The 21,750-nt window shown below is 57.9% G+C and carries 20 protein-coding genes and 1 tRNA gene; 13 read left to right on the plus strand and 8 right to left on the minus strand.

Annotated features, from left to right (window positions below; translation table 11 throughout):
* Positions 1 to 106 precede the first annotated feature (106 nt).
* The 3 genes from GOV90_RS07850 to GOV90_RS07860 all read left to right on the plus strand — a co-directional run bounded on the left by GOV90_RS07850 (position 107) and on the right by GOV90_RS07860 (position 4,570).
* Complete coding sequence (locus GOV90_RS07850; protein WP_171093072.1) at positions 107 to 3,025, plus strand: error-prone DNA polymerase; 2,919 nt, start codon at positions 107 to 109, stop codon at positions 3,023 to 3,025.
* A 48-nt stretch (positions 3,026 to 3,073) separates the two neighbouring features.
* Positions 3,074 to 3,487, plus strand: coding sequence for a group III truncated hemoglobin (locus GOV90_RS07855; RefSeq protein ID WP_171093071.1), 414 nt, complete (start codon positions 3,074 to 3,076; stop codon positions 3,485 to 3,487).
* Positions 3,488 to 3,631: 144 nt separating this feature from the next.
* On the plus strand, positions 3,632 to 4,570 hold the full coding sequence (locus GOV90_RS07860; RefSeq protein ID WP_171093069.1) for a DMT family transporter: 939 nt from the start codon (positions 3,632 to 3,634) through the stop codon (positions 4,568 to 4,570).
* Between the two features lie 39 nt (positions 4,571 to 4,609).
* On the opposite strand, the gene GOV90_RS07865 is transcribed toward GOV90_RS07860, so the two are convergent.
* Complete coding sequence (locus tag GOV90_RS07865) at positions 4,610 to 5,314, minus strand: NYN domain-containing protein (protein ID WP_171093356.1); 705 nt, start codon at positions 5,312 to 5,314, stop codon at positions 4,610 to 4,612.
* A 108-nt stretch (positions 5,315 to 5,422) separates the two neighbouring features.
* Positions 5,423 to 6,535, minus strand: coding sequence for an S-(hydroxymethyl)glutathione dehydrogenase/class III alcohol dehydrogenase (locus tag GOV90_RS07870; RefSeq protein ID WP_171093067.1), 1,113 nt, complete (start codon positions 6,533 to 6,535; stop codon positions 5,423 to 5,425).
* Positions 6,536 to 6,664: 129 nt separating this feature from the next.
* Here GOV90_RS07870 and GOV90_RS07875 point away from each other — a divergent pair, with 129 nt between their 5' ends.
* Together GOV90_RS07875 and GOV90_RS07880 are read left to right on the plus strand one after the other, a co-directional pair.
* A complete protein-coding gene (locus tag GOV90_RS07875; RefSeq protein WP_171093065.1) occupies positions 6,665 to 6,952 on the plus strand; it encodes an I78 family peptidase inhibitor in 288 nt (95 codons plus the stop codon).
* Positions 6,953 to 7,012: 60 nt separating this feature from the next.
* Entirely contained in the window at positions 7,013 to 8,665 is a 1,653-nt protein-coding gene (locus GOV90_RS07880) for a DUF6504 family protein (protein ID WP_171093063.1), read from the plus strand.
* Positions 8,666 to 8,668: 3 nt separating this feature from the next.
* Here GOV90_RS07880 and GOV90_RS07885 read toward each other — a convergent pair whose 3' ends face one another.
* Positions 8,669 to 9,394, minus strand: coding sequence for an SDR family oxidoreductase (locus tag GOV90_RS07885; RefSeq protein ID WP_171093061.1), 726 nt, complete (start codon positions 9,392 to 9,394; stop codon positions 8,669 to 8,671).
* A 192-nt stretch (positions 9,395 to 9,586) separates the two neighbouring features.
* Here GOV90_RS07885 and GOV90_RS07890 point away from each other — a divergent pair, with 192 nt between their 5' ends.
* The 5 genes from GOV90_RS07890 to GOV90_RS07910 are packed head-to-tail and all read left to right on the plus strand — an operon-like array spanning position 9,587 to position 13,793.
* Entirely contained in the window at positions 9,587 to 10,918 is a 1,332-nt protein-coding gene (locus tag GOV90_RS07890) for an NAD(P)/FAD-dependent oxidoreductase (protein WP_171093059.1), read from the plus strand.
* Positions 10,872 to 11,417: a hypothetical protein gene (locus tag GOV90_RS07895; RefSeq protein ID WP_171093057.1), complete on the plus strand. Its 546-nt coding sequence runs from the start codon at positions 10,872 to 10,874 to the stop codon at positions 11,415 to 11,417. Before GOV90_RS07890 ends, GOV90_RS07895 begins: the two co-directional genes overlap by 47 nt.
* On the plus strand, positions 11,417 to 12,640 hold the full coding sequence (locus tag GOV90_RS07900) for an MFS transporter (protein ID WP_171093056.1): 1,224 nt from the start codon (positions 11,417 to 11,419) through the stop codon (positions 12,638 to 12,640). Before GOV90_RS07895 ends, GOV90_RS07900 begins: the two co-directional genes overlap by 1 nt.
* Positions 12,637 to 13,254, plus strand: coding sequence for a DUF3833 domain-containing protein (locus GOV90_RS07905; protein WP_171093054.1), 618 nt, complete (start codon positions 12,637 to 12,639; stop codon positions 13,252 to 13,254). The genes GOV90_RS07900 and GOV90_RS07905 overlap by 4 nt, the downstream gene beginning before the upstream one ends.
* A complete protein-coding gene (locus GOV90_RS07910) occupies positions 13,251 to 13,793 on the plus strand; it encodes a DUF3833 family protein (protein WP_171093052.1) in 543 nt (180 codons plus the stop codon). Before GOV90_RS07905 ends, GOV90_RS07910 begins: the two co-directional genes overlap by 4 nt.
* A 27-nt stretch (positions 13,794 to 13,820) precedes the next feature.
* Here GOV90_RS07910 and GOV90_RS07915 read toward each other — a convergent pair whose 3' ends face one another.
* The gene (locus tag GOV90_RS07915) at positions 13,821 to 14,045 is read right to left on the minus strand and encodes a hypothetical protein (protein ID WP_171093050.1); all 225 of its coding nucleotides are present in this window, start codon (positions 14,043 to 14,045) and stop codon (positions 13,821 to 13,823) included.
* Positions 14,046 to 14,441: 396 nt separating this feature from the next.
* Here GOV90_RS07915 and GOV90_RS07920 point away from each other — a divergent pair, with 396 nt between their 5' ends.
* The gene (locus GOV90_RS07920) at positions 14,442 to 15,818 is read left to right on the plus strand and encodes a hypothetical protein (RefSeq protein ID WP_171105775.1); all 1,377 of its coding nucleotides are present in this window, start codon (positions 14,442 to 14,444) and stop codon (positions 15,816 to 15,818) included.
* Between the two features lie 217 nt (positions 15,819 to 16,035).
* Here GOV90_RS07920 and GOV90_RS07925 read toward each other — a convergent pair.
* Positions 16,036 to 16,111: transfer RNA gene (locus GOV90_RS07925), tRNA-Lys, on the minus strand.
* Between the two features lie 221 nt (positions 16,112 to 16,332).
* On the opposite strand from GOV90_RS07925, the gene dapF reads away from it, so the two are divergent.
* Positions 16,333 to 17,166: a diaminopimelate epimerase gene (dapF, locus tag GOV90_RS07930; RefSeq protein WP_171093046.1), complete on the plus strand. Its 834-nt coding sequence runs from the start codon at positions 16,333 to 16,335 to the stop codon at positions 17,164 to 17,166.
* Positions 17,163 to 18,419: a tRNA (N(6)-L-threonylcarbamoyladenosine(37)-C(2))-methylthiotransferase MtaB gene (mtaB, locus tag GOV90_RS07935; RefSeq protein WP_171093044.1), complete on the plus strand. Its 1,257-nt coding sequence runs from the start codon at positions 17,163 to 17,165 to the stop codon at positions 18,417 to 18,419. The genes dapF and mtaB overlap by 4 nt, the downstream gene beginning before the upstream one ends.
* A 144-nt stretch (positions 18,420 to 18,563) precedes the next feature.
* Here mtaB and GOV90_RS07940 read toward each other — a convergent pair whose 3' ends face one another.
* Genes GOV90_RS07940 through petA form a run of 3 tightly spaced genes read right to left on the minus strand, consistent with a single transcriptional unit; the run spans position 18,564 to position 21,304 of the window.
* Entirely contained in the window at positions 18,564 to 19,355 is a 792-nt protein-coding gene (locus GOV90_RS07940) for a cytochrome c1 (RefSeq protein ID WP_171093042.1), read from the minus strand.
* A gap of 18 nt (positions 19,356 to 19,373) precedes the next feature.
* A complete protein-coding gene (gene petB, locus GOV90_RS07945) occupies positions 19,374 to 20,705 on the minus strand; it encodes a cytochrome b (RefSeq protein WP_171093028.1) in 1,332 nt (443 codons plus the stop codon).
* 14 nt (positions 20,706 to 20,719) lie between these two features.
* A complete protein-coding gene (gene petA, locus GOV90_RS07950; RefSeq protein ID WP_171093027.1) occupies positions 20,720 to 21,304 on the minus strand; it encodes a ubiquinol-cytochrome c reductase iron-sulfur subunit in 585 nt (194 codons plus the stop codon).
* Between the last annotated feature and the right edge of the window lie 446 nt (positions 21,305 to 21,750).

A 21,750-nucleotide genomic window follows, 5' to 3' on the forward strand; every position in this document is an offset into this window, starting at 1 on the left:
GGGTCTCCTTTTTGCCGACCCTGCCAATCTGATCGATCTCAAGCGACCCGTTTTCTGCGCAAAGGACTCGAAAAAGAACAAAACGTGAATATAATAGTGACTCGCCATGTATGCCGAGCTGTCGATCACATCGAACTTCACCTTCCTCACCGGGGCCTCGCACCCCGAGGAATACATGGAGCGTGCCGTCACCCTGGGCCTGCCCGCCATTGCGATTGCCGATGACAACTCGGTCGCCGGGATTGTCCGCGCCCACACCCAGGCGCGCGAGATTACCCGCAAGGTCCGCGAACGGCTGGAGTGGGAAGAGCAGAACACCTCCATCGGCCCACCCTGCCCTGACCACATCCCCAAACCGCCCTCGTATCCGATTCACGCAGTGCCCCGCCTGATCCCAGCCGCGCGGCTGATCTTTACCGATGCACCCACCGTCACCGCCTTGCCGCTGAACCGACAGGGTTGGGGCAACCTATGCCGCATCCTGTCCACTGGTCGCCTGCGCGCCGAGAAAGGCGACTGCATCCTGCACCTGTCCGACCTTTTGAAGTTTTCCGACGGCCTCCACCTGCTGCTCTGGCCACAAGTGGACCGATCCCAAGGCGGCGCGGATGGGTGGCGGGCACAAGCGCAACAGCTGACGCGCCGCTTTGCCGGTCGGATAAACCTGTTGATGCACCCTCGATACGATGGTGCAGACAGCGCATATTTCTCTTTATTAGAGACTGAATCAAGGGAACTGGGCATCCCCACCCTCACCAGTGCCACACCGATGATGCATCACGGCGCCCGTCGTAAGCTGGCCGACGTTCTGACCGCCATCCGCCTGCGCCGTAAGGTGGATGATCTGGGCCGCGAAGCGCTTGCCAATGGCGAACAGCGCCTGCGATCCGAGACCGAGATGTTGCGCATCTTCAAAGGTCACGAGGGCGCTGTTGCCCGCGCCCATGAACTCAGCACGCAACTCACATTCTCGCTCGACGAGCTGCGCTATGAATATCCCAGCGAAGGCAGCGAACAGGAAACTCCGACCCAACGCCTGCACCGTCTGGCGCATGAGGGGCTGAAATGGCGCTATCCTGCGGGCGCGTCGGATAAGGCTCAGAAGATGTTGGCCCATGAGCTCACGCTGATCGGCAAACTGAAATATGAACCCTACTTCCTGACCGTCCGCGACATCGTCCATTTCGCCCGATCTCGGGGCATCCTGTGCCAGGGACGCGGCTCGGCGGCCAATTCGGTGGTCTGTTTCTGCCTCGGCATCACCGAAGTCAGCCCCGAGATGGGTACGATGGTATTCGAACGCTTTGTCTCTGAGGCCCGCGATGAACCGCCTGACATTGACGTGGATTTTGAGCACGAACGCCGCGAAGAGGTGATCCAGCACATTTATGACCGCTATGGCCGCGAACGCGCGGGGCTGTGCGCCACGGTCGTGCATTACCGCGGCAAGCGGGCCATTCGCGAGGTCGGCCGTGCTATGGGGCTGACCGAGGACACGATCTCGGCGCTGTCCTCGCAGCTTTGGGGCTTCTTCTCGACCGTCGGGCTCGAAGCGCACCGGATGCGCGAGATCGGCCTCGATCCCGAGGACCGCCGTCTGAAACAGACTCTAATGCTGGTGTATGAGATTGACGGCTTCCCCCGTCATCTATCCCAGCACGTCGGCGGCTTTATCATAACCGAGGGGCGTTTGGACGAACTTGTTCCCATCGAGAACGCCACGATGGAGGACCGCACGGTTATCTGCTGGGACAAGGACGACATCGACTCGCTTGGTATCCTCAAGGTCGATGTCCTCAGCCTTGGGATGCTCACCTGCATCCGCAAGGCATTCGATCTGATCGGTCAGCACCACCAGACCAGCTATACACTAGCAACCCTGCCGCCTGAGGATCCGGTGGTCTATGACATGCTGTGCAAAGCAGACAGTATCGGCGTGTTTCAGGTGGAATCACGTGCGCAGATGAACTTCCTGCCCCGGATGCGGCCGCGCAATTTCTATGACCTGGTGATCGAGGTCGCCATCATCCGCCCCGGCCCCATTCAAGGCGACATGGTTCACCCCTATATCCGCCGCCGGAACGGAGAGGAGGAGGTCAGCTTCCCCTCGGACGAACTGGGTGAGGTGCTGGGTAAAACGCTGGGCGTACCATTGTTTCAGGAACAGGCGATGCAGATCGCCATTGTGGGCGCGGGGTTCACCCCGGAACAGGCCGATCGGCTGCGGCGGTCGCTGGCAACCTTCAAAAAGCATGGCAATGTCAGTGAATTCCGCGCGCTGTTTCTGCGCGGCATGAAGCGCAACGGGTATGACGACGACTTTGCAGAGCGGTGTTTTTCACAGATCGAAGGGTTTGGCTCATACGGTTTCCCCGAAAGCCACGCGGCCAGCTTTGCACTGCTGGTCTATGCCAGCGCCTGGATCAAATGCCACCATCCCGGTATTTTCGCCTGCGCCCTGCTGAATTCACAGCCGATGGGGTTCTATGCCCCTGCCCAGATCGTGCGCGATGCGCGGGAACATGGAGTTCAGGTGCGTCCGGTCTGCATCAATGCCAGCTTCTGGGACAACGTGATGGAGCCCGACGGCCATGGCGGGCTGGCCCTGCGGCTGGGGTTCCGCCAGATCAAGGGCCTCAGCGAGGAAGACGCCAGCTGGCTGACCGCCGCGCGCGGCAACGGCTACCATCAGGTCGACGATGTGTGGCGCCGCGCGGGTCTGGGGCCGTCGGTGATCGAACGGCTGGCCGAGGCCGATGCCTTCGCCGCCTGCGACCTGACCCGGCGCGAGGCATTGTGGCAGGCCAAGGCGATTGCAACCGCCAAGCCCTTACCCCTGTTCTCGCAGGATCTGGAAGGTGAGGCGCTGGACGAGCCCGAAGCCTATCTGCCGCAGATGACATTGGGTGAGCAGGTGGTCGAAGATTATGTCGCCACCCGCCTCAGCCTGCGGGCGCATCCGGTCGCCTTGCTACGGCATATCCTGACGCCCGAGCCGCGCGACAAAACCACGCCTGTTGCATGACGGCTGAAGGGGATACTTCCCCGGGACAGAGTCGAATTTGGTGACCTCATGACCAGACCCATCCTGCCGCCGCGCTTTCCGGCGACACCCGATCAGATCAATGCGCAGGTCCACGCCTTCTATGCCCGCGTGCGTGAAGACGCTGTGCTGGGTCCGGTCTTTGCCAACCATGTCACCGACTGGCCCGCGCATGAGGAAAAGATCGCCGCGTTCTGGCGCAACGCCATCTTGTTTGAACGCAGCTATGACGGCAATCCACAGCGGGTCCATATCGAACGGCCTGATGTAAAACCCGAGATGTTCGCCCACTGGTTGGACCTGTTCGAAGAAATAGCCACCCAGACGCTGCCGCACGACACCGCAATCCCATGGGTCGCGCTGGCCCGACGTATCGGCGTGGGGATGAAGGCAGGCGTGCAATCGGCCCGTCAACCCAAAGACGCGCCACCGATCCTGCGTTGATCCCTCTGCATGGCGGCTTTGCGATGTTAGCGGTAAAATAGGGGCTATGCGCCCCGCAAAAATAGGGTTACTCAGGGGCAAGACAGCCCCTTTGCGCTGCCACGGCACAGTGCCACCACACCGACATCACCCGAGGCCATATCGATGAGCACTCAAAACACCACCCTCAGGGGCCTTGGTTTCGCGTTTGCGGGATTCGCGGTCTTTGCCAGCCACGACGCGCTGATCAAGGTGCTGGGCGGGACCTATTCGGTGATGCAGATCATCTTCTTCGCCACGCTGTTTTCCTTTGTGCCAATGGCCGTATCCATGCTGGCCGACCGGACGCCCAGCAACTTCCGCCCGCATCATCCCTGGCTGGTTCTGTTGCGCTCGGGCCTTGTGGTCACATCCATGGTCTGCGCCTTTTACGCCTTTTCGGTGCTACCACTGGCCGAGGTCTATTCGCTGCTGTTTTCCTTCCCGCTGATTGTGACCGTCCTGTCGATCCCCATTCTGGGAGAAGTTGTGCGCGTCCAACGCTGGGCCGCGGTCGGTGTTGGTCTGATCGGCGTTCTGATCGTTCTGCGCCCGGGCGCGACAGACATCACACTCGGCCACCTCGCCGCCCTGACAGCCGCATTTTGCAGCGCGTTTGGCTCTGTTCTGGTGCGCAAGATCGGGAACGAGGAACGATCCGCCGTGCTGATCCTCTATCCTATGCTGCTGGCCATTCTGGTCATGAGCCTTGCGCAGCCGGCTGTATATCAGCCTCCATCCTTGCTGCATCTGGCGATGATGGCGCTGGTCGGCGTGTTTTCGGTCATCGCGCAGCACCTGATCATCCTCGCCTACCGCGCGGCACCCGCCGGGGTCGTCGCGCCCAGCCAATACAGTCAGATCATCTGGGCCACGATTTTCGGCATGGTCTTCTTTGGAGAACACCCGGACGGCTGGGTCGCCGTCGGGGCCAGTATCATCATTGCGTCCGGTGTCTTTGTGGTCTGGAGGGAGAGTCGCTCTAACACCACGTCTGTGAACACCCCGGTTTTGCGGGTACGGTCTCCACGATCAGATACAGGGGCGTCGCGACCGGGTGAGTGAAATCGATGCAGACTAGGCGCTACATTTTCCGAGAACAGCTCACTTTCCAGCTTTCAATCTGACTTTGTAGTCACCGTTTGCCCCTTGCTCATCAAACTTTCCTGTCGCACGAACCAAATCGCTTAGCTTGGAAAAGCCATAGCTTCTGGGGTCAAAATCAGTATAGATTTTGTTAAGCTGGCTACCCACAAATCCTAGTTTTAACCAACCTTCAGGCTCGTCAGAATTGCGCATCACGTTTCTGATCAATTGAAACGCATGGTTCAACTCGCGTTTCGGAACCTGACTATCAGATTGCTTTCCGTTCGATGCGCCGGCTTCAATATATTCAAGATAAATAAATCTATTACACGCCGCCACAAACGCCTTGGGCGCTTTAATTTCACCAATTCCAAAAACATCCAGCCCTTGCTCTCGAACGCGACTGGCCAGACGAGTGAAATCGCTGTCCGACGACACCAGTACAAACCCGCCAAATCGACCGGAATGCAGGATGTCCATCGCATCTATGACCAGCGCGATGTCACTGGAGTTTTTTCCGGACGTATTTGCAAATTGCTGTTGGGGAACGATTGCGTATTCCGCCAATGATCCAGAATTCCAACCCTGCGGCGACCCGTTCGAAAAATCTCCGTAGATCCGCCTTAGGCTGGCCTCGCCCAAGGTGGCGATTTCTTCAAAAATCTCCGGCGCGTGTTTTGCGGGTACATTCTCTACATCAATAAGGACCGCCAAGCGATCCATGCCTGCTGTTGTCACTGAAATTCCTCAAACAAAAGTAATTCGTATTGCGGAACGTAGTAACGAAAAAGGGCGAGCAAAAGCCCGCCCTTCGAGATTACTTCAGTTTTCTCAATACACTACGACCGAACGGATACTCTCGCCCTTATGCATCAGGTCGAAGCCGTGGTTAATGTCATCCAGACCCATGGTGTGGGTGATCATCGGGTCAATCTCGATTTTGCCTTCCATGTACCAGTCGACGATCTTGGGCACGTCGGTCCGGCCGCGCGCGCCGCCAAAGGCTGTGCCGCGCCATGACCGGCCGGTGACCAACTGGAACGGGCGGGTCGAGATCTCGGCACCTGCAGGGGCAACCCCGATGATAATCGATTCACCCCAGCCTTTATGCGCCGATTCTAGCGCGTCGCGCATCACGCCGACATTGCCGGTCGCGTCAAAGGTATAATCCGCGCCGCCCTTGGTCAGGTTGACCAGATAGGGAACCAGGTCGCCTTCGACCTCTTTGGGGTTCACAAAATCGGTCATGCCGAACTTCGTGGCCATCTCGACCTTCGACGGGTTCAGGTCAACGCCCACGATCTGATCTGCCCCGGCCAGACGCAGGCCCTGAATGACGTTCAGGCCGATGCCGCCCAGACCAAACACGATGGCGCGGCTGCCGATCTCGACCTTGGCGGTGTTGATGACGGCTCCGATACCGGTGGTCACGCCGCAGCCGATGTAGCAAATCTTGTCGAAAGGCGCGTCTTCACGCACCTTGGCCAGCGCGATCTCCGGCAGAACAGTGTGGTTCGAGAAGGTCGAACAGCCCATGTAGTGCAGGATCGGGTCGCCATCCAATGTCGAGAATCGCGAGGTCCCGTCCGGCATAAGACCCTTGCCTTGGGTTTCGCGGATTGCCTGACACAGGTTGGTCTTCGGGTGCAGACAGTATTCGCATTCACGGCATTCAGGGGTGTAGAGCGGGATCACATGATCGCCCGGCTTCAGGCTGGTGACGCCGGGGCCGACCTCAACCACGATGCCTGCGCCTTCATGGCCCAGAATGGCCGGAAACAGGCCCTCGGGGTCGGCACCCGACAGGGTGAATTCGTCTGTATGACAAATGCCGGTGGCCTTGATTTCCACCAGTACCTCGCCCGCCTTGGGACCTTCGAGGTTCACATCCATCACTTCCAAAGGTTTGCCCGCCTGAACGGCGACGGCGGCACGGGTGCGCATATCACTGTCTCCCTGTCTTCTTTGACCCGACCCTGCGTCAATTGCAGGGTGTTTTCAACTGTGCTTTCATGACAGACTTGCTAATTGTTTGATATTGCAGAAACGACATTGCCGGAATGAGGAACGCCAATGCACCGATTTTTACCGATTCTGATCCTTCTGGCCGCCTGCGCCGAGACCCCGACCCCCGAAGAAGCGCGACTTGCGCCCGAGGCCGCGCCGGTTGATCTGGCCTTTTGTCAGGGCGAAGCATTTGCCGACTCGGTGGGCCAGCCGGTTTCGACCATTCAGGCCGATTTGCCGGAACGCACCCGTGTGCTGGGACCTGATGACATTGCAACGCAGGATTACCGGATCGACAGGCTGAACGTCTTTGTAAATGGTGCCGGTGTAATTCAGCGCCTGACCTGCGGGTAAGCGTGGACTCGGGCGTTGATTCTCGGATAAGAACAAAATGGGAACATTTAATGTCTGCCGATGCCAAAACGCCGAATACTTTCACTGTGGTTTCCCCGTCTTGGGGCTGAACGGCTGATCCGCGCCGCGCGGGGGCTGCATTCCGGGCCGTTGGCTGTGGTCACTGAGCAGTCGAACATGCAGGTCATTACCTCGCTAAATATCGAGGCGCAGGCCGCCGGGCTGCGTGTGGGCCAGCCCGTGCGCGATGCCCATGCCATGTGCGCCAGCCTGATCACACGGCACCGCAACGCCCCGGCCGAGGCTGCGTTTCTAACCGCGCTGCGCCGCTGGGCCGGCAAGTTCAGCCCTTGGGTGGCCGAAGAAGCTCCGGATGGGCTGATCGTGGATTTGTCGGGTTGTGCGCATCTGTTTGGCGGAGAAGAGACGCTGCTGAGTGTGCTTGAAACGGACTGCGCTGATATGGGCCTCAGCGTGCAGATGGGCATTGCCGACACGCTGGGCGCAGCCTGGGCTTTGGCGCGTTATGCGGGACAAGAGGCCACATCCGACCGCAATGGCGACGCCATCAGCCAAGAGGCCCGCGCCACCCGCGCCCGTGCGGGCAAACGGCGGCACTGGACCAAAGGCGGGGCTGCACCACAGGTGATGGCCTTGGGTGGTGGCGCGCGTATTGCAGCGCCGGGGCAATCCTATGGCGCGCTCAGCCCCCTGCCCATCGCGGCGCTGCGATTGGACGACCCGGTTGTGACGCAGTTGAACCGTCTGGGCCTGCGCCGGATCGGCGATCTACTGGGACAGCCACGCGCGTCGCTGGCGCGGCGGTTCGGGCGGGGGTTGGTATTGCGGCTGGATCAGGCCATGGGCAGCGCGCCCGAGCCGGTTTCTCCGGCCCGCCCACCACATCATTTTGCGGTGCGGATGACGTTGCCCAACCCAATCGGCCTGATTGAGGATGTGATGGCCGCTGTTGATCGGGTGCTGCCCACGCTCTGCGCCAAGCTGGAAGAGAAAGATCGCGGTGTCCGCACCCTTCGGCTGGAGGCGCATCGCGCCGATCAGGCGGCCGAGGTCGTCGAGATTGGACTAGCCCGTCCGACTTATGACAAACATCGTATTCGCCCTTTGTTAGAGATGAAGATTGATAAGATCGATGCGGGCTATGGCATCGACATGCTACGGCTTGAGGCGATCCAGACCGAGCCCATCCATGCCCGCACCATCGCCGGTCACGCCGAGGCACGCCGCGTGGCCCGTAACCGGCTTGAGGGTAATACAGCCGTGGATGACCTGATCGGCAAGCTGGGTGCGCGGGTGGGGCTGGAGGCGATCACAAGACGGCATCCGGCCGCCTCTCATATCCCCGAGAAAACGGCACAGACGCTGGCGGCTGCATGGTCGGAACCCGCGCGCGACTGGCCTGCACCGCCGCGCCCACGCCCCTTGCAGATGTGGCAGCCCGAGCCGGTGATGGCACCGGAAACCCCGGATGTCCCAACCGCCTTCCGGTGGCGTGGGCGCGACTGGCAACTGGCTCAGGCCACCGGCCCGGAACGGATCGCACCGGAATGGTGGCTGGATGACCCCAACTGGCGCAGCGGCGTGCGCGATTACTGGGTGGTGGTGACGGAACAGGGCGAACGCCTATGGCTGTTCTACGGGCATGGAGGCACCATGTCGGCAGGCTGGTTCTGTCAGGGGCAGTTTTGTTAGAGTCTATTTTCCGCGATAAACCAGCAGATCCGGCAGGTAGTCGATCAGACGAATAAACCACGAGAATGGTGCCGGGAAATCGGTACGGAACCGGCGGCGCGACATCGCTTTAACCACGCGCTCTGCGGCGTCCTCGGCCGTCATCAACATCGGCATCTTGAAACTGTTCTTGTCGGTCAGGCGGGTCTTGATGAAGCCGGGATTGATAATGCGCACCGTCACACCGGTGCCCGCCAGATCATGCCGCATCGTTTCGGCCAGCGAGATCAGCGCCGCCTTGCTGGCCCCATATCCGATCGCGGCAGGCAAACCGTGATACCCGGCCAGCGACCCGATCAAAGTGATCTCTCCCTGACCTGTCTGAACAAAGCCAGGAACCGTTTCACCTAACACCCGCAACGCCCCCGAATAGTTCACATCGCTGATCCTGAGCGACGCCTCGGTATCCCAATCTCCCGAGCGCATCGGCTCGTAAGCGCCTGCATTGTAAACCAGTCCGTCGATCTGACCGGCCTCGGCCACGGCATTGCGTACAGAGTCTAAATCGGTCACATCACACGGAATCGCGCGTGCATTTGGAAGCTTGGAACAGATTTCATTCAAACGCGCGGCGTTGCGTGCAGACAAGATCAGATGCGCGCCCTTATGGCTCAACGCCTCGGCCAAGGCACGGCCCAAGCCTTCGCTTGCGCCGATGATCCAATAGGTTTTTCCGTCAAAGCTGCTCATACCCGCGCCGTTTTGTTGAAGTTATCCTTTTTACGGCCCCGCATCCGCGGTGGATCATAGGGTGACGCAAGGAAGCGGGCGCTGAAACCCGAAGTCACAAGATAGTGCATCTGTTAAAAACTTCTATCCGTATTGATCCAGCACGCCATACCCTGCGTATCTCATTGTAAAATGTCACATAACGAGGCTGGAATGTTCGACGAAACCCGGGGTGTACGAAAGAAAATTGCGATTGTAGGTGCAGGCATTTCGGGTCTCTCTGCCGCGTATTACCTTTCAGAAAACAACGACGTGACGGTGTATGAAGCCGAACCCAGGCTGGGTGGACATGCCCGTACGGTGATGGCTGGCAAAAACGGCGACCAGCCGGTCGACACCGGCTTTATCGTTTTCAACTACGCGACTTACCCTTACCTGACGCGGCTTTTTGATGAGCTGAACGTACCTGTAATCAAAAGCGAAATGAGCTTTGGAGCGACCATCGACAATGGCCGCATCGAATACGGGTTGAACAATCTGCGCACCCTGACCGCACAGAAACGCAATCTGGCGCGCCCCGCCTATTACAAGATGATCGCAGACATTCTGCGGTTCGGCAAAGAAGCGCCCGAGGCCGCCAAGGACGACGACACAACGATTGGTGAACTGGTCGATCAACTGCGTCTGGGTCACTGGTTCCGCCACAACTATCTGATGCCGATGTGTGGCGCGATCTGGTCCACCCCTGTTGAGTTCGTAGATCAGTTTCCAGCCCGTTCTCTCGTGCAGTTCTTCCGCAACCATGCCCTGCTGGCCAGTGGACGCGCCAACCAGCATCAATGGTACACGGTCAAAGGTGGCAGCATCGAATATGTCCGCCGTATAGACGCCGCTCTGCGCGCCCGTGGCTGTGACATCAGGCTGGCCGCCCCGGTTCAACACGTTCATCGCGACGACATGGGCGTCAGCGTCACCAGCCAAGGGCATACTGATCAATTCGACGAGATCATCCTGGCAACGCACTCGGACCAGTCCCTTGCCATTCTGGGCGAAGGCGCAACACCGGCCGAGGCCGCAGCTTTGGGCGCGATCCGCTACCAACCCAATACGGCAATTCTGCATTGTGACCCACGCCAGATGCCCAAGCGGCGCGCGTGCTGGTCCAGCTGGACGTATCGCTCGCAAGCCGGCGATGTGGGCGTGACCTATTGGATGAACCGGCTTCAGAACATCCCGGACAGCGATCCGCTGTTTGTGACGCTGAACGCCTCATCAGAAATTCCCGCGGACAAAATCTATGATCAGGTCGAATTTGCCCATCCGGTGTTCGACAAAGCCGCCCTGAAAGCACAAGGGCAAATCCGCGAGATGCAGGGACAGAACCGAACTTGGTTTGCCGGCGCTTATAACCGGCACGGATTTCACGAAGACGGGATTGCCAGCGCGATGCATGTCGTTGCGCGAATAAACGGCACCCCGCAAACCATCGGAGCTGACAATGGCATTTCTGGGAACGACCCGGCCATCCCTGTGGCGGCCGAATAAGGGAATTTTGCGCGCAGCGCTACTGGCAGCGGCGCTGCTGGCCCCGTCAGGGGTATTGGCATCGCCCGTAACGGACGAGTTGAAGGACGCGCAACTGCGTGGCTCAGCAACCTTTCGGTATCTGGGTTTGCCAATCTATGACGCCAAACTTTATACCCCCGGCGGCGCGCCGTTCAGTTGGAGCGAGGATATCGGCCTGCAACTAACCTACCGCAAGAACTTCAAGAAAAAAGCGCTGGTCAACTCGACTCTGGACGAGATGGACCGGATCGGACGTTCCGCCCCGGTGCGCAATCAGTTGGACCAGTGCTTCAAAGCCGTGACCAAGGGCGACAGCTTTCTCGCGGTGTCCGATGGGCCGGATAAGGTGAGCTTCTGGTTGAACGGGCAAAAGACCTGCACCATGTCCTATCCGGGCATCAAACGCAGTTTCATGTCTGTATTTCTGGGCGACAACACACGGTCCGCTTCGTTTACACAGAAACTTCAGGGGCGCTGATGCTTTACCCTCGGGTCAGCCTATATGCGCTGATGCTCGCTGCGGCGGGCATTCCGCTTTATATCCACCTGCCGCGCTTTGCGGCGGTGAATCTGGGTATTGGCCTGGGGGTTATTGGAACCGTTCTGCTGATGATCCGCCTTGTTGATCTGGTTCAGGACCCGTTGATTGGCTGGGCAATCGACAAGTGGCCAAGGGGCCAGCTTGTATTTGCTTCTCTGGCGGCGTTAGGGCTGGCGGTCGGGTTCCCTCTGCTCTTTAGCTTGCCGCAGGGTGCCAGTGTCGCCGCGCTGATCGCGATTCTGATCCTGCTGTTCTCGGCTTACAGCCTGGGCACCATCCTCTTGTATGGGCGCAGCGCAACTTTGGCAAAACGTCCAGACCCGCAAGAGCTTATGACCTTGGCCGCCTATCGCGAAGGCGGGCAACTGACCGGCGTGGTCATCGCCGCCAGCGCCCCGGCGCTTTTGGTTGCATTTGGCGCGCAAGCCCAAGGCTATCCCGCGTTTGGAGTATTTCTGGGGCTTCTGTCCGTTCTGACCCTGTTGCTGACTGTTCCGATCTGGAGGCGTACACCGATCACCGGCACCGGTCTGTCTTTTGCAGGGCTGGGTCAGGCCGGAGGGCTTCGCCTGCTGGCGCTTGCTCTGGTCAACAGCCTGCCCGTGGCCATCACGTCGACCCTGTTTTTGTTCTTTGTAGAAGATCGGTTGCAACTGCCGGGCAAAGCAGGCCCGCTGTTGATCCTGTTCTTCCTCAGCGCGGGTGCAAGCGTGCCGCTTTGGGCCAAGCTCAGCAACCGGGTTGGCCCGAAACAGACTCTGATGATTGCCATGCCCCTCTCAATCGCGGGGTTTATCGGTGCCGCCACCCTGAGTGCTGGGAATCTAGCCGGGTTTGCCGTGATCTGCCTTGCCTCGGGCGCAGCCTTAGGTGCGGATATGGTCGTGCTGCCCGCTATGTTTTCTGTCGTCCTGACTCGGGCCGGGCTGAACGCCTCTGCGGCGTTTGGCATCTGGTCTTTCGCAGGCAAGCTGGGCCTCGCCCTGGCTGCCTTTTTCACCTTGCCTCTGCTGGAACGCAGCGGCTTCAACCCCGGTCAGACCAATTCTGCTGACGCGCTAGAGACACTCAACCTTGCTTATGCGGTGCTGCCCTGCATCCTCAAGCTCGGCGCGTTTGGAATGGTCTTGACCCTGCCCACCGAGGTCACAAGCAAATGAACGCTATCGCCATCATCCTGCTGGTCCTTCTGATCGCAGTTTTCATCCGCGCCCGCCTGCTGAGCTTTCGCGCACAATCTCCTTCGGATTACACAGGAACCGGACCTGCCTTTTCACTGAAAGAGCATCTGAACGGAGAAATCCTGTCTGAAGGGCTGATCTATGGCCCCAATGGGAAGATGTCGAACAGCTTCGTCGCGCGCATGGTCGGCGAATGGAAAGGAAATTCGGGCACGCTGTCTGAATACTTCACCTATTCCAACGGAAAACAGATGACACGAAAGTGGTATCTGACACTGGGCACAGGCAACACGTTCACGGCAACGGCGGACGATATTGTCGGTGAGGGTCGGGGCATCATTTCGGGATCGACCGTCAAACTGTCCTATCGGATCATCCTGCCCGAAGATGCCGGTGGGCACACTTTGGACGTCACAGACTGGATGTATCTGACGGAACACGGCGTCATCATGAACCGATCCGAGATGCGTAAGTTCGGCCTCAAGGTCGCTGAGCTGGTTGCCACGATGCGCCCTGCTCCCGATGTAAAAACCACGCATGTGCCAGGCGCAAACGGGTATGATGCGACATCCGAAGGGAAACCACTGCAATGAGTGTTTTTCGTTCCCTTCTCACCTTTCTTGCCATAGCAAGCCTTGCGCTTCTGGCGGCCTGTTCCAGCAAGCCGAAAGTGCCCAAAACCTTCTTGTCCGACCGGCAACTGAATCTCGAAGAGTTCTTCGAAGGCAAAACAGTGGCCTACGGTCAGTTTCAGGATATTCTGGGCAATATCCCCCGCAGATTTACGGTGGATATCGACGGGACATGGGATGGTGAAACCCTGACGCTAGTTGAAGATTTCGTTTATGACGATGGCGCCACCGAACAGCGTATCTGGACGCTGACGAAAACCGGTGAAGATACGTGGACAGGGACTGCCCCTGGCGTTTTGGGCACGGCCAGCGGGATTGAACGCGGCGATACGTTCAACTGGAAATACAAGATCGACCTGCCGATCAAAGAAGGCACGATGCGTGTCAAATTCGACGACTGGATGTGGTTGCTGGATGATGATCGACTGCTGAACCGCGCCTACGTATCACGTTTTGGCGTTCGCCTGGGCGAAGTGATCCTGTTTTTTGAAAAGAAATAGGCGACGTGGGCTGACCCTTTCATTTCATCAATAAAAGATGAATTCGTCGGTCGGAACCGGCGATGATCCCTTGGTCGAGCCTGCCCTCTTCGCTCTTGTTCCATCCGATGCGGCCGCCTCGGGCGCAAGCGCGCTTTCCGCTTTGAGGCGCGCGCGCTCGATCTCGCCCCAAAGGAAAAACAGACCGTCCCTTTTGCCCATCATACGCGCAGGCACCCTGGCCCGCAAAACACGTGTTTTTGCTTGTGGCATCTGCTCTCTCACTGCCTCCGGTGTTGTCCACCTTTTTGGAAAGGCTACCGGTTTAGTTGCAAAAAATCAATTTTGCATAGGCAAAAACGCGCCCGCAACCAAGCGTTGTCAGGATGAAAAGAGTATCTCGTTTAGCGTGCCTTATACCAACGCATAAAATTGCTGAAAGCGAAGTCTTATCGTGTTTCCTTGATCGGTCGCCGAAACAGATCAAACCGCGTTTTGACCCGTTCAACCGGGACAACACAGATTCCGATTGGACCATTGATGAAACGGGGGTGCCGGGCCAGCGCTGTGAAATGTCGCGCGTTTTGCCAAGCTGTGCCGGTTACAGCGACTAGAGCGCCCATTCTCGACGGATAAACGAAAAAAGTGTACAATGAGGCAGGTGAATTTTTGACACCTGAATTTTCCAAAAGCCCTTTTTTGTATTGGATTAAGCAAATGTTAGTACAAACCACGGCGGCGTTATACGCACGCCTTGCAATCCCGTTCCTGTCCCTTCTTGCGCTGCCCGTTGTGTTATTGGCCGACGTAGAAAAACCAGAGAGTTTTGGCAAACTATCGGTCAAGTTTGAATACGAAGGCAAACCAGCAAACGGCAGCCTCATCGTGTCCAACGGGACATCGCGTCAAGAATGGGTCGATGTCTCTGAAATATTCGCAGAAGTGCCATCATCTGCGACATATATCTTCGACCTGAAGCCCCCCGACGACGATCAAACGATACCCATAACGTTCCGTGACGTTATCCCAATCCTGGAGATCCCTGATTCAGGCTCTCTCGATCTGATCGTCTCTGTGCTTCCATCTGATCTTCCCAAGCCATTTGACCCAGTTATTTTCATTCGCGAAGCAGGCGTCGATGTCACGGTATCCAACCGGGCGGAGGAAGTGTCTTCCAAACCCAACCGTCTCAAACTTACGTCTCGCATTGAAAAGTCCAAGCCGTCACTTGTTCTTTTGGATGGGATCTATTCGACCGAAGAAACAGATCCAGACGACGAACGCGACTTCACATGTGGAGACAATTGCCCACACCTCTTTCAGGACCTTAACTGCGACCCAATGTGTTACACATGTTCATCAACTTGTGTGTCCCGTGGCTACTGGAAAGCCAATTACAACATGTGCGAAGGCATCCTCACATCGGAACCGCCAGAGTCTGAGTGGGAGGAACTGCCGCCAGGTATCGGCGGTTTGCAGTTGGCCGTGGCGACAATAAATGACGGCGCGATTTACCCAAACAAGATGGAACTCAGCGGTGCAGGATACTCAGAAGTGATGGAACCGCCTTTCAAAACAAGGAGTTTCCCAGATTTCACGGCCCCTGAAGGTGACTACCTGTATTCTCTATCGTTCGATAACGCAGGGATCGACGAGACGGCTGGAACATCGAATGTCACACTTCCGCTTTCCATTCGGGACGGTCGAATTGGCAATCTCATTGTTCGCCTGCCAGTCTCACGCGATGAACTACAAGCTCCGTTCCCCATTGCAGACAATCGAATTGGTGCTGTACTCAGGGCGTATGAATTCAGCCCAGATGGCAGAAGCATCTCGCTGGATGTAACCAGCCCCGACCCCGATCCCGGCGCAATCTGGTATGCGCTTGCCCTACCGCAAGGTCTGGCAGAGGACGAAGTGAAAGTTACCAGCAATGGATACCCGGTTGAGCACAAAAGCAGATACGTTTTTGGGGTAATAACGGACCAGCCGGTATTAATTGTTAGAAGTGAAGGTCAGCGTGATGAGATAAGAATTACGTGGTAGTACCGCGGCCTTTGTCATCAAGGCGACCATCGACATATCTGTGAAACCTGCGTCGATACGCTCTTTACCCATATGGTTTCATCGATCAATACCAATGTTACAGGAACACTGGAAACCACCAGTGTCTGCGAATTTTGTCGGTGCAAGACAGTCGCAAGCTGATCAAATTGCAGCGCCACATTTTGCGGCCGGAAGCGTTTGATACAGTATGAAAAAGTGGTGAGCCGTGCAGGATTCGAACCTGCGACCCACTGATTAAAAGTCAGTTGCTCTACCAACTGAGCTAACGGCCCACTCTTTTTGCTGGATCTCTTCGATCCGTGGCGCTCTTTAAGGCAATTCCCTGATCAGGTTCAAGCCCTTAATTTGCGCCTCGTTTCACCATCACATCTTGTGTTTCCGGCGACCCGATAGGCGGCCTAATTAGGCAGGTGTCGCAGGGGGGTCAACCCCTTTTTTCACGATTCTGCGCAACAGGGTGGATTCATGTTCTGACCAGGGTTATATCGCCGCTATGCAACACAGACTCGATACCGGTTTGCCCTTCATGAAGATGCACGGGCTGGGAAATGACTTTGTCATCGTGGATGCGCGCGCCCGCGATACCCGGATCACCCCGGCTCTTGCAAAGGGAATCGGCCATCGGCAGTTTGGCGTGGGTTTCGACCAACTGGCCGTGATTGAGAACGGCCAGGCAGATGCGCATCTGATCTTCTACAATTCCGATGGATCAACCTCGGCCGCATGTGGCAATGCCACACGCTGCATCGCGCGGTTTCTGATGGATGAGACCGGAAAATCTGAACTGTCCCTGACAACTGAACGCGGTGCCCTCTTTGCGAAAGATGTCGGCGATGGTCTGACCTCGGTAAACATGGGGCAGCCTCAACTGGACTGGCAGGACATACCGCTGGCAGAAGAGATGGACACGCTGGAGTTGCCAATCGAAGGCGCGCCTACGGCAACCGGTATGGGCAATCCGCATTGCACCTTCTTTGTCGACGACGCCGAGGCAATTCCACTGACCGAGTTTGGCGCGCGTTACGAACACCATCCACTCTACCCTGAGCGCACCAATGTTCAGGTCGCACAGTTGATCGGCCCGGATAATATCCGTATGCGCGTCTGGGAGCGTGGTGTGGGGATCACACTGGCGTCTGGCTCATCCTCTTGTGCGACAGCAGTTGCAGCAGCACGGCGCGGTCTAACGGGGCGCAAAGTTCAGATCGAGCTGGATGGCGGCACGATCTGGATCGACTGGCGCGAGGATGGAGTCTGGATGACCGGCCCAACAGCGCATGTCTTCTCAGGCACTCTCACCCCTGAGTTCTTGGGGTCTTTGGGATGAACCCGCCCAAATTCACCACTTTGGGCTGCCGCCTGAACGCCTATGAAACCGAGGCGATGAAAGAGCTGTCACAGCAGGCAGGTCTGACCGATGCTGTGGTGGTGAACACATGCGCGGTGACGGCTGAGGCAGTCCGCAAAGCCCGGCAAGAGATCCGCAAGCTGCGGCGCGAAAATCCCAACGCCCGTCTGATCGTCACCGGCTGCGCGGCGCAAACGGAACCAGAAACCTTCTCCGCCATGGCTGAAGTCGACGCAGTCATCGGCAACACCGAGAAGATGCAGCCAGACACCTGGAACGGCTTGGCCGCCGATTTCATCGGTGAGACCGAAGCAGTTCAGGTCGACGACATCATGTCCGTGACCGAAACGGCGGGCCACCTGATCGACGGCTTTGGCACACGCTCGCGTGCCTATGTGCAGGTGCAGAACGGCTGTGATCACCGCTGCACCTTCTGCATCATTCCCTATGGCCGCGGCAACTCGCGCAGCGTGCCTGCAGGTGTGGTCGTAGACCAGATCAAGCGGCTGGTGGACAAGGGCTATAACGAAGTGGTTCTGACTGGGGTCGATCTGACTTCGTGGGGGGCCGACCTGCCCGCACAGCCCCGACTGGGCGATCTGGTGATGCGCATCCTCAAACTGGTGCCCGACCTGCCGCGCCTTCGGATCAGTTCGATCGATTCGATCGAGGTCGACGAAAACCTGATGCAGGCCATCGCGACCGAGCCGCGCCTGATGCCACACCTGCATCTGTCGCTTCAGCACGGGGACGACCTGATTCTGAAACGGATGAAACGCCGCCACCTGCGCGACGATGCGATCCGCTTCACCGAAGACGCCCGTAAGCTGCGCCCTGACATGACATTTGGTGCCGATATTATCGCTGGGTTTCCGACGGAATCCGAAGAGCATTTCGAAAACTCGCTCAGGCTGGTCAAAGACTGCGATCTCACCTGGCTGCACGTCTTCCCATACTCCAAGCGCGACGGCACGCCCGCTGCGCGGATCCCACAGCAAATCAATGGAACGGTGATCAAAAACCGCGCGGCCCGACTACGCGCCGCCGGGGATGCTCAGGTCTCAAAGCACCTGTCGGAGCAAATCGGCAAAACCCATCACATCCTGATGGAAAACCCCCATATGGGCCGGACCGAGCAATTTACCGAAGTGTCCTTCGCCACGCCTCAGCCCGAAGGTCAGATCGTGACGGCTGCGATCACCGGACAGACTGCAGACCAACTCACCGTCTGATCCGCCCTTCATCTGGCCCCAAATACCTCGAGGTTGAATTGGCCAAAGGCCAAGAAGGGGCAAGCCCCTTCCAAGCAACCTCGCAAATAAAAACCCCCGCAACCGGGTGGCGCGGGGGTTTCGATTTCTAACTCCGAAAAAGGATCAATCCTCAGGACGGAGTTTGCCTTTGTGCGGCGCCCACAGGCGCTTGTTCACCAGATACAGCAGGACTGACAGAACAGACAGGAAGATGACGCCAACGAAGCCTGCATTCTTGCGGTCCATCATCTTGGGCTCAGCCGCCCACATCAGGAACGCAGAAACATCTTCGGACATCGCTTCAACACTGGCGGGGTGACCATCGGCAAACTCGACCTGATCTTCTGCCAGAGGCGGGGCCATCGAAATCCAGCCACCCGGGAAGGCGGTGTTTTCGTACAGGATGGTGCCTGCCTCTTCCTTTTCCTTGCCGGTGTAGCCGTCCAGCAGCGAGGCGATGTATTCCGCGCCACCCATGCCTTTGACCAGCTGGTTGATGCCCAACCCGTAAGGACCGTGGAAGCCTGCGCGGGCTTTGGCCATCAGGCTCAGGTCAGGTGCGCCAACGGCTGTATTGGCCGGGAAGTGGTCGGTCGGGATCGCCGGGCGGAAGTCGTCCAATTCAGGGTCAAAAACCTCAAAATTGTCCGCCGCATAGGTGATGACCTGCTCTTCGTTGTAACCCAGCGCTTCCAGATCGCGCAGAGGAACATATTGCAGGCCGTGGCAGGCTGCGCAAACCTCGGTATAGATTTGCAGACCGCGTTGCAGCTGGTTTTGATCCCAGGTGCCAAACGGACCTTCGAACGAAAAGGCGAAGTCTTCGATATGCTGATCGCCACCACCTGCCGCAAAAGATGCAGCAGGGGTCAGGGCCAGAGCAAACGCAGCGCCGATTGCAAGTTTCTTGAACATGGTATCCGGTCCCTCTTCTTACTCGGCCGGCGTGGCTTCGGCGTCAGCCTTGCCATAATGCGCGTTGAAGTCTTCTTCGATGGTCTCCGGTGGGGTCAGCGGTTTTTCGATGACACCCAGGATCGGGAGGATCACGAAGAAATAGGCGAACCAGTAGGCGGACGCGATCAGAGAGAAGGTCGCATAGGGCTCTTCCGCGGGCATCGCACCCAGCCACATCAGGGCAAAGAAGTCGATGATCAGCAGGTAGAACCACCATTTGAACATCGGACGGTATTTACCCGAACGCACGCTCGATGTGTCCAGCCAGGGCGCCAGCGCCATGGCCAGGATCGCACCAAACATCGCAATCACACCAAAGAACTTGGCGTCGATGATGCCGCCGGTGATGAAGCTTGCGAATTGTACAACCCAAACCTCGCCAGTGAAGGCCCGCAGGATCGCGTAGAACGGCAGGAAGTACCATTCCGGAACGATGTGTGCAGGTGTGACCAGCGGGTTGGCTTCGATGTAGTTGTCCGGGTGGCCCAGGTAGTTCGGCATAAAGCCGACGATTGCCCAGAACACGACCAGGATTACGGCCAGCGCAAACAGGTCCTTGATCACGAAGTAGGGCCAGAACGGCAATGTGTCTTTCTCGGCCTCGGCTTTTGAACCACGGCGCACTTCAACGCCCGTGGGGTTGTTGTTGCCGGTGGTGTGGAAAGCCCAGATATGCACGATGACCAGCGCCGCAATGATAAACGGCAGCAGGTAGTGCAGCGAGAAGAAGCGGTTCAGCGTGGCGTTGTCCACAGCGGGCCCGCCCAACAGCCAGGTCTGGATTGCTTCACCCACAAACGGGATCGCACCAAACAGGCCGGTGATCACGGTCGCGCCCCAGAAGGACATCTGGCCCCAAGGCAGAACGTAGCCCATGAACGCGGTACCCATCATCATCAGGTAGATGAGCATACCGATGATCCACGTGATTTCACGCGGGGCTTTGTACGAGCCGTAATACAGGCCGCGGAACATGTGAATGTAGACCGCAACAAAGAACAGAGAAGCACCGTTCATGTGCAGATAACGTATGAAGTAACCGCCATTCACGTTACGCATGATGTGCTCGACGCTGGCAAAGGCCAGATCGACATGCGGCGTATAGTGCATCACCAGAATGATGCCGGTAACGATTTGCAGCGCCAGGCAGAACGCCAGGACGATGCCCCAGATCCACCACCAGTTCAGGTTCTTGGGGGTCGGGATCATCAGGGTGTCATACAGCAGGCCGACGATGGGAAGGCGGCTGTTCAGCCACTTTTCGCCGTCAGACTTCGGCTCGTAATGATCGTGGGGAATTCCGGACATAAACTGGGTCTCCCTTAGCCGAGTTTGATGGTTGTTGCGTCGACCCATTCCGCAGGTGGAACAGGCAGGTTCTCAGGCGCAGGACCTTTACGGATCCGGCCTGCCAGATCGTAGTGCGAGCCGTGGCACGGGCAGAACCAACCGCCAAAGTCGCCAGCATCACCCAAAGGCACACATCCAAGGTGCGTACAAACGCCCATCTGAACGATCCAGGCACCCTCGGCCTCGCCTTCGGGCGAAGGCATGACGCGGTTGGCGTCTGTTGCAGGTGCATCTGCGTTCAGGTTGAAGTTACGCGCCAGCGGATCAGGCAAGTTGCCAACGGCTTCTTCGTCCTGTTGCTGGGCTTCGGCAATCTCGGCACCGGTGCGGTGACGGATAAACACGGGCTTACCCAGCCATTTAACTGTCAGCTGTGTGCCCGGCTCAACCCCGCTCACATCCGTGCGGATCGACGAAAGCGCCTGCACGTCTGCGGACGGGTTCATTTGGTTGATCAGGGGCCATACGGCTGCACCCGTTGCAACGACACCTGCGCCGCCAGCGACGTAATACAGGAAATCTCTGCGGGTGCCTTCGTGGTCTTCTGCGTGGGACACGAGGTTATCTCCGATTGTCTGGCGCCCGCGGACGGGCAAAAAGCTCGCGCACCGCGTGAAAGCGGCGTCTTAAACGCGCTTACTATCGGGGAGAATAGTGTTCGTCCAGCGTTCATAAACGCGCAATACGCCGCATGTGCCGCTTCATTTGGGGAACGAGGCCGTTTTTTTGGTGAATCTCGCGCTCAACTTTGTTGGTCGGGTCGAATCAGGCCGTTTTGATTCGATAGCCAGCCGACACCACCGATGCCCCCGGGCAGGCGCGAAGCGTTCCAGCCATTTACCGCAGAATTGCGCCTTGAATGCTCACAATCCAACCGGCGGGAACGGGATTGTTTTCTGCAAAATCATATTCCCCAAATAGATGATTTAAATTGCAAATTGTGCAGGTTTACCCCGTTGCACTTTTTGCGCGAATACAGGACAGCGGGCAAAACGCGCGAACT

Source organism: Ruegeria sp. HKCCA5929, from assembly GCF_013034525.1.
In the GTDB taxonomy this organism is placed as follows: Bacteria; Pseudomonadota; Alphaproteobacteria; order Rhodobacterales; family Rhodobacteraceae; genus Ruegeria.

What these genes read in the sequence shown, in the direction of transcription:
- GOV90_RS07850 (WP_171093072.1), top strand. Translation starts at nt 107, where the DNA reads ATGTATGCCGAGCTGTCGATCACATCGAACTTCACCTTCCTCACCGGG.
- GOV90_RS07855 (WP_171093071.1), top strand. Translation starts at nt 3,074, where the DNA reads ATGACCAGACCCATCCTGCCGCCGCGCTTTCCGGCGACACCCGATCAG.
- GOV90_RS07860 (WP_171093069.1), top strand. Translation starts at nt 3,632, where the DNA reads ATGAGCACTCAAAACACCACCCTCAGGGGCCTTGGTTTCGCGTTTGCG.
- GOV90_RS07865 (WP_171093356.1), bottom strand. Translation starts at nt 5,314, where the DNA reads ATGGATCGCTTGGCGGTCCTTATTGATGTAGAGAATGTACCCGCAAAA.
- GOV90_RS07870 (WP_171093067.1), bottom strand. Translation starts at nt 6,535, where the DNA reads ATGCGCACCCGTGCCGCCGTCGCCGTTCAGGCGGGCAAACCTTTGGAA.
- GOV90_RS07875 (WP_171093065.1), top strand. Translation starts at nt 6,665, where the DNA reads ATGCACCGATTTTTACCGATTCTGATCCTTCTGGCCGCCTGCGCCGAG.
- GOV90_RS07880 (WP_171093063.1), top strand. Translation starts at nt 7,013, where the DNA reads ATGCCAAAACGCCGAATACTTTCACTGTGGTTTCCCCGTCTTGGGGCT.
- GOV90_RS07885 (WP_171093061.1), bottom strand. Translation starts at nt 9,394, where the DNA reads ATGAGCAGCTTTGACGGAAAAACCTATTGGATCATCGGCGCAAGCGAA.
- GOV90_RS07890 (WP_171093059.1), top strand. Translation starts at nt 9,587, where the DNA reads ATGTTCGACGAAACCCGGGGTGTACGAAAGAAAATTGCGATTGTAGGT.
- GOV90_RS07895 (WP_171093057.1), top strand. Translation starts at nt 10,872, where the DNA reads ATGGCATTTCTGGGAACGACCCGGCCATCCCTGTGGCGGCCGAATAAG.
- GOV90_RS07900 (WP_171093056.1), top strand. Translation starts at nt 11,417, where the DNA reads ATGCTTTACCCTCGGGTCAGCCTATATGCGCTGATGCTCGCTGCGGCG.
- GOV90_RS07905 (WP_171093054.1), top strand. Translation starts at nt 12,637, where the DNA reads ATGAACGCTATCGCCATCATCCTGCTGGTCCTTCTGATCGCAGTTTTC.
- GOV90_RS07910 (WP_171093052.1), top strand. Translation starts at nt 13,251, where the DNA reads ATGAGTGTTTTTCGTTCCCTTCTCACCTTTCTTGCCATAGCAAGCCTT.
- GOV90_RS07915 (WP_171093050.1), bottom strand. Translation starts at nt 14,045, where the DNA reads ATGCCACAAGCAAAAACACGTGTTTTGCGGGCCAGGGTGCCTGCGCGT.
- dapF (WP_171093046.1), top strand. Translation starts at nt 16,333, where the DNA reads ATGCAACACAGACTCGATACCGGTTTGCCCTTCATGAAGATGCACGGG.
- mtaB (WP_171093044.1), top strand. Translation starts at nt 17,163, where the DNA reads ATGAACCCGCCCAAATTCACCACTTTGGGCTGCCGCCTGAACGCCTAT.
- GOV90_RS07940 (WP_171093042.1), bottom strand. Translation starts at nt 19,355, where the DNA reads ATGTTCAAGAAACTTGCAATCGGCGCTGCGTTTGCTCTGGCCCTGACC.
- petB (WP_171093028.1), bottom strand. Translation starts at nt 20,705, where the DNA reads ATGTCCGGAATTCCCCACGATCATTACGAGCCGAAGTCTGACGGCGAA.